The following is a 13,536-nucleotide window of genomic DNA, read 5'->3' on the forward strand; positions in this document are numbered from 1 at the left end:
AGACCTCGATCAGGGCGTCACGCCGGTCCTCGGGGTCCATCGGGGCCGCTCTGCGCGGAGCCGCCCGCGCGGCCCTCTCAACTCGTGTCGACACCAGACCATCATGAATGAGTGAGCACTCACTCACAACTCTTTTGACGGAAAACCCCAGATGAAAGACCCGCGGACGGGTTGCTCTTCGATCGGGGAGGGGTGGGGGCTCAGGTGAGCAGGCCGTCGGCGACGAGGTCACGCACCTGTGGGACGAGCTCGGAGCGCACGTCCGCGGCGTCGAGCCCGAGTACTGCGGCGATGGCGTCGAGCGCCGCCCGCGCGGTCAGCTCCCCGTCGGCCACGCCGAGGTATGCCGCCAGCAGCGTCCCGGCGCGCACGACGCGTCCCAGCCCGCCGCCCTGACGCACGAGGATGACGGTCGGGTCCTCGGCGCCGGGCGTGCCGTGCCGCTCCTCCGTGACGTCGGGCGCACACGACCACGCGATGTCGAGGAGGTCGTCGTCGGAGTGCGCGGCGAGCCAGGTGCGGGCGCGCAGGCCGGCATCGACAGTCGGGCCCATGGGTGCCGCGACCGGACCGTGGGCCTCGTCGAGGGAGCGCCAGGTCGACCGGTCGACGGCCGGCCGCTGCAGGGTGACGACGCCGAACCCGATCCTCGCCACGTCGCGTGCGGCGAAGTCGCGCAACCACGCGGCATACAGCTGCGAGTGGGCCTCACTGCCGGGCTGCGCACCGCCGTCGCGCGCCCACAGCTCGGCGTACTCGGCCGGGTCCTGCGAGTCGCGCTGGACGACCCACGCGTCGAGGGCGACGCCGTCGCGGGCCTGCTCGTCGAGCCACTCGGTCCACACGTCGCGCCACGTGCGACCGGCCGGGACCTCCCAGTTGCCGAGGAACTGCGCCAGGCCACCGGGCTCCAGCACCGTGCCGACCTGGCGGACGAGCGACCGGACGAGGGCGTCGCCGGCACGGCCACCGTCGCGGTACTCGTAGAGCGGGAGGCTTTCGTCGCGCGGCGTGATGACGAAGGGCGGGTTGCTGACGACGAGGGAGAACGCCTGTCCTGCAACGGGGTCGAGCAGGTCCCCCGCGACCAGGTCGACCTCGGGGACGGCGCCCGCACCTGCTGACGCGGCGAGCGCGAGGTTGAACGCGGCATACGCCAGCGCTCGCTCGGAGATGTCGGTGGCCACGATCGAGCGAGCGTGTCCGGTGAGGTGCAGGGCCTGCACGCCGCACCCCGTGCCGAGGTCGAGCGCCCGCCCCACGGGTCGACGGACGGTCCACGACGCGAGGGTGGTCGAGGCACCCCCGATGCCGAGCACGTGGTCGACCCGCAAGGGGCCCCCGACCACGAGCTCGGAGAGGTCGGAGGCCACCCACCAGTCGTGGGTGTCGTCGCCGTAGGGGCGCAGGTCGCACGTCGCCAGGACGGCGCGGTCGGAGGCGGCCCCGCGCTCGGTGCCGAAACCCGCTCGGCCTCCCTCGCGGCGCACGAGGCGGAGGCGGGCCGCCCCGTCGACGCCGAGCGACGGGAGGGCGGCAGCCAGGGCCGACTCGCGGACCGGGCGACCGAGCGTGAAGAGGCGCACGAGGATGCCGCACGCGTCCTCGGAATACGTCGACACAGACGACTCAGACGACTCGGACGACTCGGACGAGTCGGACGACTCCGGATGTTCGGTCGCGAGGAGCGCGGGCAGCGGCTGCTCGCGGTGCAGCGCCGCGGACGCGACGGGGCCGAGTCGCTCGGCGACGCCGTCGACCGTGAAACGGGCGGCCGCCAGGTCCGCGCGGAGCAGCGCGACCAGCGCCTCGTCGACGACCGGCGTGTCGTTCAGGACCCCTCGCCCGTCGCGCGCACCCCACCGTCGCTCGCAGCGAGCGCCGCGTCGAGGGTCGGGTGGATCTCGAAGACCTTGTCGAGACCGGTGATGGCAAAGACCTTGAGCACGCGGTCGTCCGTCCCGACGAGCCGCATCGAGCCGCCGCGCGTGCGTGTGAGCTTGAGCCGCCCGACGAGGACACCGAGGCCCGTCGAGTCGAGGAATGTCACGTCCGACAGGTCGACGACGAGCTGCGTGCGGCCACCCTGGATCTGCTCGTCGAGCTTCTCGCGCACGAGCGGCGCGGTGTAGACGTCGATCTCACCGCCGAGGTGCACCACGGTCCGATCGCCGTGGTCGGCTCGGGTGATCGAGAGATCCACCTGTGTTTCCTCCTGTGCCCACGCGTGCAGAGCCTGCGTGACGAACTGCGCAGCAACCTGCCCCGCACGACGGTTACCGTACCCCTACGGCATACGGTTACTCCACATGAACGGGGAGCCAGCGCCTACGGGGCCCGTGCCGGAGGACCTCCTGCGCACGCTCGTCGGTGACCACCCCGAACGGCTCGTGCACGTCCACGAGGTGCCGGCTCGGCGCGCCATCCACGGCGAGTGGCCGGAGTGGGTCGACCCGACACTCCTCGGTGCCCTGCTCGCCTCGGGCATCGAGGCGCCGTGGTCGCACCAGGTCGAGGTCGCGCGGGCCGCCCACTCCGGTCGCCATGTCGTCGTCAGCACGGGCACGGCGTCGGGCAAGAGCCTCGGCTACCACCTCCCGATCCTCAGCGACCTCGTCGCAGGAGCGAGCGCGCCCAACGGTCGCGGCGCGACGGCGCTCTACCTCTCCCCCACCAAGGCGCTCGCCGCGGACCAGCTGAGCCGCATCGACCGGCTCGCACTGCCGGCGGTGCGGCCCGCGACGTACGACGGCGACACCCCGACCGACGAGCGGCGGTGGATCCGCGACCACGCCAACCTCGTGCTCACCAACCCGGACCTGCTCCACCACTCGCTGCTGCCGGGGCACGAGCGCTGGAGCTCGTTCCTGCGCGCGTTGCGCTACGTCGTCGTCGACGAGTGCCACGTCTACAAGGGCGTCTTCGGAGCACACATGGCGGCGGTGCTGCGGCGGCTGCGGCGCGTCGCCGCGCGCTACCGCTCCGAGCCGACCTTCGTCTTCGCGTCCGCCACGGTGGCCGACCCCGAGGAGCACGCCTCCCGCCTGCTCGGTATGCCGGTGACCCCGGTGACGCGTGACGGGTCGCCCCGCGCGTCGATGACGTTCGCCCTGTGGGAGCCGCCGCTCCTCGTCGACGAGACCGGGCAGCCGCAGCGCGTCAGCACCATCACCGAGACGGGCGAGCTGCTCGCCGGCTGCGTGCGCGAGCACGTGCAGACCGTCGCCTTCGCGCGGTCGCGTGCCGGCGTGGAGGTCGTGGCACGGATCGCGAAGGAGCGGGTCTCGGTCGCCGACGAGGGGCGCGTTGCCGCCTACCGCGGCGGCTTCCTGCCCGAGGAGCGTCGCGAGCTCGAGCGCTCCTTGCGCTCCAAGGAGCTGCTGGGGCTCGCCGCGACCAACGCACTCGAGCTGGGGGTCGACGTGAGCGGCCTCGACGCCGTCCTGCTCGCCGGCTGGCCGGGGACGTTGTCGTCGCTCTGGCAGCAGGCGGGCCGGGCCGGCCGGTCCGGCGCACGCTCGCTCGCCGTGCTCGTCGCCGCCGACGACCCGCTCGACACGTTCGTCGTGCACCACCCCGAGGCGATCTTCGGGCGGGGCATCGAGGCGACCGTCGTCGACCCCGACAACCCGCACGTGCTCGCGCCGCACCTCGCGGCGGCGGCCGCCGAGCTGCCGGTCACCGAGGCGGACCTCGACGTCTTCGGCCCGCAGACGCGGGTGCTGCTCGACGCGCTCGTGGCCCGCGGCATCCTCAAGAAGCGGCCGCGTGGCTGGTTCTGGGGGCGTGAGGACCGGCCGGCAGACCACCTGTCCCTGCGTGGCGCGGGTGAGCCGGTGCGCATCATCGAGACCCGGACCGGGCGCGTCGTCGGCACCGTCGACGACGCCGCCGCGCACTCGCAGGTGCACACCGGGGCCGTGCACCTGCACCAGGGCCAGACGTGGGTCATCACCGAGCTCGACCTCGACGACCACGCGGCCTTCGCGGTGCGCGGCGACCCGGGCTGGACGACGCAGGCGCAGTCGGTGAGCGACTTCCAGATCGTCCACGAGATCGARCACGAGGACTGGGGTCCGCTGCGCTGCTCCTTCGGACACGTGACGGTGCGCCACCAGGTGACCTCGTTCCTGCGCCGCCTCCCCGGTGGCGAGGTGCTCGGCGAGCACCCCCTCGACCTGCCGCCCCGCACGCTCGCGACGAAGGCGGTGTGGTGGACGATGCCCGTCGAGGACCTCGCGGGCGCCGGCGTGGCCGAGGACGGCATACCCGGTGCGGCTCACGCGGCTGAGCACGCGGCGATCGGGATGCTCCCTCTCTTCGCCACCGCCGACCGGTGGGACATCGGCGGCGTGTCCACGGCGCTGCACCCGGACACCGGCCTGCCGACGATCCTCATCTACGACGGACACCCCGGTGGGGCCGGCTTCGCCGAGCGCGGCTATCGCCGGATCCGCCCGTGGCTCAAGGCGACCCGCGACGCGATCGCCTCGTGCGAGTGCACGTCCGGCTGCCCATCCTGCATCCAGTCGCCGAAGTGCGGCAACGGGAACGAGCCGCTCGACAAGGTCGGGGCCGTGGCGCTGCTCGACCTGACGCTGCGGTGCGCCGGTCCCGGGCACTGACGCGTCGCCCTTTCCACCGGGTGCGTGGGCCCTGGTCCGGACCAGAGTCTGAGACAGATCCGTGGCCGATTGACACAGGTCGTCCTATTTTCTCAAACTCCTATATGTGAAGTAGGAAACACTCCTATCCTCCCAGTAGGAAAGCAGCCGCTCTCCAGGGCCTGTCGCTCGATGCGCGCCCGTCCGTCCTCACGTGTCAGGAGCCCGTCCATGCGACGCTCACCTTTACTTCTCGCCACCCTTGCCGTCACCGGGACGCTCAGCCTGGCGGCGTGCGCCGGCGGGGCCAGCGACGTCGTGGCCCAGCCCGGCTCCACGGCCGCCGGCGCCGCGACGAGCACCATCAACCTCTACGCCTACTCCGTCCCGAAGGTCGCCTTCGACGTCCTCATCCCGGCCTTCCAGAAGACCGCTGCCGGGGCAGGCGTCCAGTTCCAGCAGAGCTATGGGGCTTCGGGCGACCAGAGCCGCAAGGTCGCCGCGGGCGCCGAGGCCGACTTCGTCAACTTCTCCGTCGAGCCCGACGTGACCCGCCTCGTCGACGCGGGGCTCGTCGACTCGAACTGGAACGCCAACGCCCACAAGGGAATCCCCTTCGGCTCGGTCGTGACGATCGTCGTCCGCAAGGGCAACCCCAAGGGCATCAAGGACTGGGACGACCTGCTCAAGCCCGGCGTCGAGGTCGTCACGCCCAACCCGTTCTCGTCGGGCTCGGCCAAGTGGAACCTGCTCGCGCCCTACGCCGCCAAGAGCGACGGCGGCACGAACAAGGCCGCCGGGCTGGCCTACATCAAGGCCCTCGTGAGCCAGCACGTGAAGATCCAGCCGAAGTCGGGGCGTGAGGCGACCGAGGCGTTCCTCCAGGGCAGCGGCGACGTGCTCCTCGGCTACGAGAACGAGGCGCTGTTCATCGAGAAGAACGGCGACCCCGTCCAGCACGTCACGCCGCCGTCGACCTTCAAGATCGAGAACCCCACGGCCGTGCTCAAGGGCAGCAAGAACCTCGCCAAGGCGACGGCGTTCAACGCCTTCCTCTTCACGGGCGAGGGCCAGAAGCTGCTCGCCGAGGCGGGCTTCCGCCCGGTCGACCCGACGGTCGCAGCGGCATACACCGCGAAGTTCCCGGCCCCGGCGAAGCTCTGGACCATCGCCGACCTCGGTGGCTGGAAGACCGTCGACGGCACGCTCTTCAAGAAGGACGTGGGTGACATCGCGGTCATCTACGACAAGGCCTCCCGGTGACCTCCGGTCTCGTGCCGCGACGGGGTCCGAGACAGGCTTCGAGACCGACTTCCCGACCGACTTCCCGACCGACTTCCCGACCGACTTCCCGAGCGACTTCCCGACCGACTTCCCGACCGACTTCGAGACGGAGACGGCAATGACCGCACACACGGACGAGCGCCGCAGCGGCGCCGAGCCAGGGCCACTGGCGCCTGCGTCGCACCCGTCCCGCCGGTGGCACCGGTCCCGGTCCGGCGAGGCGACGCGCTCGCAGCAGCCACCGACCTCCGCGCCGGGTGCCGGGCCAGACGTCCCAGCGACGTCCCACCCACGGAGACGCCTCCGTCTGGGCCGGCCGCTCGGCGTCGGGGTCGTCACGCTGTGGCTCAGCGTCATCGTCCTGCTCCMGCTCGCCGCGCTGACGGTGGCAGCGTTCGACGACGGCCTCTCCGGCTTCTGGCAGGCGATCACGTCGCCAGCCGCGCTGGCGGCCCTGGCGGTCACCGTGGTCGTGTCGGCGGTCGTCGCCCTTCTCAACGCCGTCCTCGGCACGCTCGTGGCGTGGGTGCTCGTGCGCGACGAGTTCCGTGGCAAGCGGATCGTCAACGCGCTCATCGACCTGCCCTTCGCCCTCCCGACGATCGTCGCGAGCATCGTGCTGCTCTCGCTCTACGGGCCCCACAGCCCGATCGGCGTGCAGCTCAACGCGACCCGCTGGGGGCTGGTCGTGGCGCTGCTCTTCGTGACGCTGCCCTTCGTCGTCCGATCGGTGCAGCCGGTGCTCATCGAGACCGACCACGAGGTGGAGGAAGCGGCCGCCTCGCTCGGGGCCACCGGATGGACCACCTTCCGCCGGATCGTGCTGCCGTCGTTGGCTCCGGCGATCATCAGCGGCACCGGCCTCGCGTTCGCGCGGGCCATCGGGGAGTACGGCTCCGTCGTGCTCATCGGCGGCAACATCCCCCACGAGACGCAGGTGGCCTCGCAGTACATCCAGCAGCAGATCGAGATCGACCGCCCGCAGGCGGCGGCTGCCGTCTCGGTGGCCCTGCTCGCCATCGCGTTCGCCACCCTGCTCGTGCTGCGGGTCCTGTCGAGCCGCACCCAGCGACGTGAGGAGCGTGACTCATGAAGGTCTCCCGTGGCACTCGCCTGTCGCTGCGCGTGGTCGCCCTGGGCTACCTCTTCGCCCTGGTCGGCGTCCCGATCGGCGTCATCCTGTGGCGCACCTTCTCGCCCGGCCTGTCGGAGTTCCTCGCGTCGATCTCCACCCCGGCCGCCCAGTCGGCGCTCAACCTCTCGCTTCTCATCGTGGCCATCACCGTGCCGGTCAACGTCGTCTTCGGCGTGGCGACGGCACTGGCGTTGGTGCGCGGGCGGTTCCGGGGCCGCGGACTCCTCCAGGCCGTCGTCGACCTCCCGTTCGCGGTCTCGCCCATCGTCGTCGGCGTCTCGCTCATCATGCTGTGGGGCACGGCCGGCTGGTTCGGAGCTCTCGACCGGGCCGGTTTCAAGGTCATCTTCGGCCTGCCCGGCATGATCCTCGCGACGACCTTCGTGACGCTGCCGTTCGTGGTGCGTGAGGTCGAGCCGGTGCTCCACGAGATCGGACTCGACCAGGAGCAGGCCGCGTCGACGCTCGGCGCCAACCCGTGGCAGACGTTCTGGCGGATCACGCTGCCGGCCATCCGGTGGGGGCTGACCTACGGCGTCGTGCTCACCGTCGCCCGGGCGCTCGGCGAGTTCGGCGCGGTCATCATGGTCTCCTCCGGTTTCGCGGGGATCTCGCAGACGCTGACGCTCCTCGTCCACTCGCGCTACATCGACGACCACAACACCTACGGCGCGTATGCCGCCGCAACCCTCCTCATGGGCATCGCGCTCGTCGTGCTGCTGCTCATGACCGTGCTCGACCGCAAGAGGAGCGACCGATGATCACCGTGACCAACGCCCGGAAGAACTACGGCACGTTCGCCGCCCTCGATGACATCAGCCTCGAGATCCCCAAGGGCTCGCTGACCGCGCTGCTCGGCCCGAGCGGTTCCGGGAAGTCGACCCTGCTGCGCTCCATCGCCGGCCTCGAGGGTCTCGACTCGGGCTCGGTGACGATCCAGGGGCGCGACGTGACGAGCGAGCCGCCGCAGCGACGCGGGATCGGGTTCGTGTTCCAGCACTACGCCGCGTTCAAGCACATGACGGTGCGCGACAACGTGGCCTTCGGTCTCTCGATCCGCAAGCGGCCCAAGGCCGAGATCGACAAGAAGGTCGGCGACCTGCTCGAGATCGTCGGCCTCGAGGGCTTCCGCAACCGCTACCCGGCCCAGCTCTCAGGCGGCCAGCGCCAGCGCATGGCCCTGGCGCGCGCCCTGGCCGTGGACCCGCAGGTGCTGCTGCTCGACGAGCCGTTCGGCGCCCTCGACGCGAAGGTGCGCACCGACCTGCGCCAGTGGCTGCGCCGCCTGCACGACGAGGTCCATGTGACGACGGTCCTCGTGACCCACGACCAGGAGGAGGCGCTCGACGTCGCCGACCGCATCGCGGTGCTCAACAAGGGGCGCATCGAGCAGGCCGGCGACCCGGTGACGCTCTACGAGCGCCCGGCCAACGACTTCGTCATGGGCTTCCTCGGGTCGGTGGCGCGACTGGGAGACCAGCTGGTGCGCCCCCATGACATCGTCCTCGAGCGCGACCGGGCGACCGCCCTGGCGCACGACGCCGACGTCCCCGACTCGGCCGGCGTCGTGGCCGCCACCGTCGCGCGGGTCGTGCCGCTCGGCTTCGAGGTGCGCGTCGACCTGCGGACCGCCGAGGGCGAGCGCTTCGCGGCGCAGATCACGCGCCGAGAAGCCGCCGAGCTGCAGCTCCGCGAGGGCGAGACGGTCCACGCGCGCTCCGTCGGCCGGTCGAGCGTCGTCGAGGCGCCGCTCGCCGTCTGACACTCGCTCGTCCAGTTCGGGCACGTCTTGATGAGACAGGGCTCCCGATCGCTCACGCCACGACCTACCGTATGCCGTGAAGCTCCTCTCGCTGCCGCCCTGCGAGAGCGGGTGGCTGGGGACACTCGGCCGACGTGATGGATCGCTTGGACCGAGTGGACCGAGAGACCTGAGGCGGCGAGGGGACGACACCTCGCCGCCTCAGTCACGCAAGGCGACGCCCCGGCAAGGTCGAGTGCCCCTTTGCACACCGCGGGAGACCCGGGCCGTCGCGAGGTCGCCCAGACTGGTGCGGCAGACTGCTCGCGTGGACATCTCGGCACGAGTCGATTACGCGGTCCGGGCGATGCTCATCCTCGCGGAGGCGGACGCGGAGGGCTCGGGCCCGATCAGCATCGACATTCTCTCGACCCGCCAGGAGCTTCCGCGCAAGTTCCTCGAGGCCATCTTCGCGGACCTGCGCCGCGGCAGTCTCGTGCTGAGCCGTCGTGGGGCTCTCGGTGGCTACGTCCTGGGTCGCCCGGCCGCTGAGATCAGCGTGGGAGACATCTTTCGCGCCGTCGACGGGCCGCTCGCCGAGGTGCGCGGACTCCGTCCCCATGAGACGGAGTACGGAGGGGTCGCAACCCACCTGCCGAGCCTCTGGGTGGCCGTCCGCGTGAGCCTGCGTGAGGTGCTCGACGAGACCTCGATCGAGGACCTGCGCACGGGAGCCCTGCCTGATCGCGTGCRCCAGCTGCTCACCGCGCCCGACGCCTGGCAGAACCGCTAGGCACGGAGCTCGGGCCGGTGGCAGGCGAAAGCCTCTGCACGAGCCGCGCCCTCGCTCCGTGCGAACCCCTCTTCGCGTCCGACCGACGTCAGTCAGGGTGAGCATCACCGTTCCGGACCCGCACGAGCGTGAGCCACCGCGGGGTCGGGCCACAGGGCGGCGGGCACCATGACTCGCAGGTCGACGACTGAGTCGACCGACGAGCAGCTCTGCACGACAGCTGCGTTGGCGTGGACCACGAGCTGCGCGGCAGCGCAGGCACCCGCCGCTGAGGCTCCGTCCTGAATCGCCGACGCGCCCGCCAACGACCCGAGATCGGCGGCGAGGCGAGCCCGCTGGCTGGCCACCACGACCGACGCGAGGACCAGACCCCCGACGGTGAGCGCCAGGACCACGCCCACGAGCGACAGGACCATGACACTTGCCGCGCCGCGCTCCGGGAGGGCGCTCGCTCGCCCGATCACGATGCCGACTCGACCGGCGTCACGGCTGACGCGCTCAGCTCCCATCCGGGCAGCACGCCCCATCCGCCGGTGCGCGCCGAGACCGTGACGCGCACTCCCCCGGCAGCTCCGTCGACCTGCACGTGCGCACCTGCCGGCGCCGACTCGAGCGCGAGCGCCCTCACCCGACCCGGGTCGTCGCCGCGGGCCGCGGCTCGACTCGCGACACGCGCGGCATCGACGCACCGGATCTGCTCGACAGCGGCCTTGGCCGCCACCAGGCAGAAAGCCAGCACGAGCACGACGGACGGGATGGCGACGGCGAGCTCGGCCGTCACCATCCCGCGCTCGCGCCCTGGTGAGGGCCGAGCGCGTCGCGGCCTCACCCCGCGATCCCCAGCGCGCTCTGGACGATCCCGGCCAGGGCGCTGCGCACTGCGTCGGACTTGACGACGCCGAGCAGCACGAGGGCGAAGGTGCAGGCCGCCATGATGCCGACGGCGTACTCCGCGGTCGTCATCCCTGCGTCGCGGGACAGCTGGGGCAACCGGGGACGAGTGAGCTGTCCGGTCGATCTGTCGGCCGGTTCGTGCGCCCGTTTGTGCGTCGGTTTAGGCGTCGGTTTGTGGGTCAGTTTGTGAGTCATGGCTTCTCCTTCTCCTGGCCCGGGCGGGAGTGCCCGGGAGGCTGTGGCCCTCGTGGGCTCGAGGGGTGTGGCACCCTGCGCGGAAGCCTGGGTGCGTGCAGGTACCTCCACCGCCGGGCCGGTCCGCGACGGCCCTCACCCGCTCAGAAGGCTGCCCGCGAGGGCGATGACAAGGGGCGCGACCGTGGTGAGGCAGAACGCGGGTAGCAGCACGAGACCGAGCGGGGCGACGAGTCGCACCCCGACCTTGGCCGCAGAGACCTCGAGCCGCTCGAGCTCGGCGCGGTGCAGGTCGTCGGAGGCTGCGAGCAGCATGGCGCTGGGCGGCACCCCGGCCTGGTGCGCGATGGCGACGGCCCGCGCGGCCGGCGCCCAGGCAACGCCAACCGAGGCCCATGCCTCGGCGTCGGTCGCTCCCCACCTCAGGGCGGTGGCGACCTGGCGCAGATCGGTCGACGCCGGGCCCGTCAGTCCTGTCGCGACCGCCTCGAGGACGCCCCACGTGGGCAGGCCCGAACGGTAGGCCAGCGCCAGCAGGGCGAGAGCTGAGGAGACCTGGGCGTCGCCCGCGTGGGCCGAGTCGCGCCTGGCCGTGCGTCGGCGGGCACGGCCCGGTGTTCGCCGGATCGGCCCAACGGCCGCCGTCGAAGGACCGCACGAGGTGTCGGAACCATCAGGGCGGCCTGCGTCCGAGGTGTCAGGGCGGCCTGCGGCCGAGGTGCCAGCGCCGTCGGCACCGTCTGGGACACCGAAGAGGACGAGCACCGCAGCGGCTGCCAAGCCGGCTGCCACGAGTGCCGTCCACGATCCTGCACGCACGTACTCGGCCAAGGCGACAGTCATGCTCGCACCGCCCGCCGGACCATCCGGGTGCACCACACCCGACCTGTCCACACGAGGACGAGACCAAGGGCCGCGCAGGCCGTGGCGATCGGTGACCCGAGGTAGAGCGTGGCCGGGTCGATGCCGCAGGCGAGTCCGAAGAGCGGACCGGTCAGCGGAAGAAGGGTGAGCACGGTGACCGTGGCGCGCGGCCCAGCGACCGCAACGGCCACCTTGCCGCGTCGCGCTCTGGCGTCGAGAAGGCCTCGAACGGCCCGGTCGACGGCCGACGCCAGCGGGGCGCCTGTGGTCTCGGAGAGACGCCAAGCCGCCGCCACGAGGGCGAGGTCGGCGGAGGCGCTGCGCTCCGCCCAGGTCGCCCAGACGGGCGACACGGGCTCTGCACGCTCGCTGGCATCGAGCAGGGCACCCACGAGCCGGTCGATGTCACCTCTCGGCGGGGCGAGGTCCGCGTCCAGCGCCGGTCCAGCCGGTGCCGGGACCGCTGCGCGCCGCGGCGTTCCGGGCTGTGAGCGACGTGAGCCACGTGAGCCACGTAAGCCACGTGGGTAGCGGTCGGTCCGTCGGCTGCGCCCGCGCATCGACTCTCTCGCGTGGTGGACGCGCTCGACGCCCAGGGTGGAGGTGGCGGCCAGCTCGATGGCGCGAGTGGGGGTCAGGCCGGCACTCAGTGCCGGGCCGATGCCACGCAACAGGTCGAGCACGTCGTCGACAAGCTCCCCGGGACGGCGACGCAGGCGCCACTGGCGGTACAGGTCGACGGGGTCCTGCTGCCAGACGCTGGATGCCACCCCTCCAGAGCCGGCTTCGTCACCCGGTGCCGCGGTCGGGCGGGGTTCGAGGGCGCCGGTGGCCCCTAGCCCGGCGAGGGGCGCCCGCACTGATGCCCGCCCCGGCCACAGCAGCACCGCGACTCCCAGCAGCAGGGCAGCGGACACGCCTGCCGTGCCGACCGTCATGACGCCGCCGTCAGCGTCGGCCCGCCGTTCACGAGGCGTCCGCCGGCCGTTGCCGTTCCCATGAGCTCGGTGCCCAACCCGAGGCGTGCCGCCAGGGCGGGCCATCCGGCTGCGCACCGGGGCGTATGCATCGGTCCGTCCCACTCGAGCGCCGGCACGATGCACGGGCCGCCGTCTCGACGAAAGAGCGCCGCCACCGAGGCGATCCGGCGCAGCCCGTGATCGCGAGTCACGTGGACGACGACGTCGATGGCCGCGGACAGCTGGGCCCGAACCGCCTCGGGCGTCAGCCCTGCCAGCGCACCCAAGGCCTCGAATCGGGCCACGACGTCCGCCGGGGCGTTGGCATGCACGGTCCCGCACCCACCCTCGTGCCCCGTGTTGAGAGCCGCAAGGAGCTCTCGCACCTCTGCACCGCGGACCTCTCCCACGACGATCCGATCGGGACGCATCCTCAAGGCCTGTCGCACCAATGTCGTCAGGGTGACCTCGCCCGCGCCTTCGACGTTGGCTGGTCGGGCCTCCAGCCGCACGAGGTGCGGATGGTCCACCGTCAGTTCGCGGACGTCCTCGACGACGAGGAGCCGCTCCACCGGGTCGATGCATCCGAGCAAGGCGGCGAGGAGCGTGGTCTTGCCCGCGCCAGTACCACCGGAGACGACGAACGCGAGCCGTCGGTCGACCAGTGCACGGAGCACGGGCTCCCACTCGGGCGGAAGCATGTCCCGGTACCGCAGCTCGGACAAGGAGACGGGTTCTCTCGGCGGCACGCGGATGGTGATGTGCGGGCCGCCCTCGACGAGCGGAGGCAGCATCGCGTGCAGCCGGGCGCCCGACGGAAGCTGCCCGTCCACCCACGGACTGGCCTCGTCGAGGCGGCGGCCGGCGATGCCGGCGAGTCGGACAGCGAGTCCACGGGCGTCGGCCGCGTCGAGCCGCTCCCCCACCAGCTCCATGCCGCGGCCGCGGTCGACCCAGATGCGGCCGTCGCCGTTGACCGCGACGTCGGTCACTCCCGGCTCGGCGAGCCACGGGTCGAGTGGCCCGGCGCCGAGCACCCGAGATGCCAGTGCAGACCTCGTCTCGGC

General features: G+C 72.0%; 14 protein-coding genes. 6 read left to right on the forward strand and 8 right to left on the reverse strand.

Annotated elements, in window-relative coordinates:
- Positions 1–200 precede the first annotated feature (200 nt).
- Together AC1DP0_RS08135 and AC1DP0_RS08140 are read right to left on the reverse strand one after the other, a co-directional pair.
- Complete coding sequence (locus AC1DP0_RS08135; protein WP_478083539.1) at positions 201–1,835, reverse strand: DUF7059 domain-containing protein; 1,635 nt, start codon at positions 1,833–1,835, stop codon at positions 201–203.
- Positions 1,832–2,203, reverse strand: a complete 372-nt coding sequence (locus tag AC1DP0_RS08140) for an anti-sigma factor antagonist (RefSeq protein WP_478083523.1) — start codon at positions 2,201–2,203, stop codon at positions 1,832–1,834. Before AC1DP0_RS08140 ends, AC1DP0_RS08135 begins: the two co-directional genes overlap by 4 nt.
- A gap of 106 nt (positions 2,204–2,309) precedes the next feature.
- Between AC1DP0_RS08140 and AC1DP0_RS08145 the strand changes: the two genes are divergently transcribed.
- From AC1DP0_RS08145 to AC1DP0_RS08170, 6 genes are all read left to right on the forward strand, one after another.
- Entirely contained in the window at positions 2,310–4,625 is a 2,316-nt protein-coding gene (locus tag AC1DP0_RS08145) for a DEAD/DEAH box helicase (RefSeq protein WP_478083524.1), read from the forward strand.
- Between the two features lie 210 nt (positions 4,626–4,835).
- The gene (locus AC1DP0_RS08150) at positions 4,836–5,867 is read left to right on the forward strand and encodes a sulfate ABC transporter substrate-binding protein (protein WP_478083526.1); all 1,032 of its coding nucleotides are present in this window, start codon (positions 4,836–4,838) and stop codon (positions 5,865–5,867) included.
- The gene (cysT, locus tag AC1DP0_RS08155; protein WP_478083527.1) at positions 5,830–6,981 is read left to right on the forward strand and encodes a sulfate ABC transporter permease subunit CysT; all 1,152 of its coding nucleotides are present in this window, start codon (positions 5,830–5,832) and stop codon (positions 6,979–6,981) included. The genes AC1DP0_RS08150 and cysT overlap by 38 nt, the downstream gene beginning before the upstream one ends.
- Positions 6,978–7,784: a sulfate ABC transporter permease subunit CysW gene (cysW, locus tag AC1DP0_RS08160; RefSeq protein ID WP_478083528.1), complete on the forward strand. Its 807-nt coding sequence runs from the start codon at positions 6,978–6,980 to the stop codon at positions 7,782–7,784. Before cysT ends, cysW begins: the two co-directional genes overlap by 4 nt.
- Entirely contained in the window at positions 7,781–8,785 is a 1,005-nt protein-coding gene (locus AC1DP0_RS08165) for a sulfate/molybdate ABC transporter ATP-binding protein (RefSeq protein ID WP_478083529.1), read from the forward strand. Before cysW ends, AC1DP0_RS08165 begins: the two co-directional genes overlap by 4 nt.
- Positions 8,786–9,092: 307 nt before the next feature.
- A complete protein-coding gene (locus AC1DP0_RS08170) occupies positions 9,093–9,557 on the forward strand; it encodes an RrF2 family transcriptional regulator (RefSeq protein ID WP_478083530.1) in 465 nt (154 codons plus the stop codon).
- 104 nt (positions 9,558–9,661) lie between these two features.
- Here AC1DP0_RS08170 and AC1DP0_RS08175 read toward each other — a convergent pair whose 3' ends face one another.
- The 6 genes from AC1DP0_RS08175 to AC1DP0_RS08200 all read right to left on the reverse strand — a co-directional run.
- Positions 9,662–10,021 (reverse strand): Rv3654c family TadE-like protein, encoded by a 360-nt coding sequence (locus tag AC1DP0_RS08175; protein ID WP_478083532.1) that lies wholly within the window; start codon positions 10,019–10,021, stop codon positions 9,662–9,664.
- The gene (locus AC1DP0_RS08180) at positions 10,018–10,386 is read right to left on the reverse strand and encodes a TadE family type IV pilus minor pilin (RefSeq protein ID WP_478083533.1); all 369 of its coding nucleotides are present in this window, start codon (positions 10,384–10,386) and stop codon (positions 10,018–10,020) included. The genes AC1DP0_RS08175 and AC1DP0_RS08180 overlap by 4 nt, the downstream gene beginning before the upstream one ends.
- On the reverse strand, positions 10,383–10,646 hold the full coding sequence (locus tag AC1DP0_RS08185; protein WP_478083534.1) for a DUF4244 domain-containing protein: 264 nt from the start codon (positions 10,644–10,646) through the stop codon (positions 10,383–10,385). Before AC1DP0_RS08185 ends, AC1DP0_RS08180 begins: the two co-directional genes overlap by 4 nt.
- A 135-nt stretch (positions 10,647–10,781) precedes the next feature.
- Complete coding sequence (locus AC1DP0_RS08190; RefSeq protein WP_478083535.1) at positions 10,782–11,489, reverse strand: type II secretion system F family protein; 708 nt, start codon at positions 11,487–11,489, stop codon at positions 10,782–10,784.
- Positions 11,486–12,448: a type II secretion system F family protein gene (locus tag AC1DP0_RS08195; protein ID WP_478083537.1), complete on the reverse strand. Its 963-nt coding sequence runs from the start codon at positions 12,446–12,448 to the stop codon at positions 11,486–11,488. The genes AC1DP0_RS08190 and AC1DP0_RS08195 overlap by 4 nt, the downstream gene beginning before the upstream one ends.
- The coding region (locus AC1DP0_RS08200; RefSeq protein WP_478083538.1) for a TadA family conjugal transfer-associated ATPase at positions 12,445–13,536 on the reverse strand (1,092 nt) is incomplete at its 5' end. The genes AC1DP0_RS08200 and AC1DP0_RS08195, both read right to left, overlap by 4 nt.

The organism is Terrabacter sp. P5_B1, assembly GCF_056400505.1.

What these genes read in the sequence shown, in the direction of transcription:
- AC1DP0_RS08150 (WP_478083526.1), top strand. Translation starts at nt 4,836, where the DNA reads ATGCGACGCTCACCTTTACTTCTCGCCACCCTTGCCGTCACCGGGACG.
- cysW (WP_478083528.1), top strand. Translation starts at nt 6,978, where the DNA reads ATGAAGGTCTCCCGTGGCACTCGCCTGTCGCTGCGCGTGGTCGCCCTG.
- AC1DP0_RS08165 (WP_478083529.1), top strand. Translation starts at nt 7,781, where the DNA reads ATGATCACCGTGACCAACGCCCGGAAGAACTACGGCACGTTCGCCGCC.
- AC1DP0_RS08185 (WP_478083534.1), bottom strand. Translation starts at nt 10,646, where the DNA reads ATGACTCACAAACTGACCCACAAACCGACGCCTAAACCGACGCACAAA.
- AC1DP0_RS08190 (WP_478083535.1), bottom strand. Translation starts at nt 11,489, where the DNA reads ATGACTGTCGCCTTGGCCGAGTACGTGCGTGCAGGATCGTGGACGGCA.
- AC1DP0_RS08195 (WP_478083537.1), bottom strand. Translation starts at nt 12,448, where the DNA reads ATGACGGTCGGCACGGCAGGCGTGTCCGCTGCCCTGCTGCTGGGAGTC.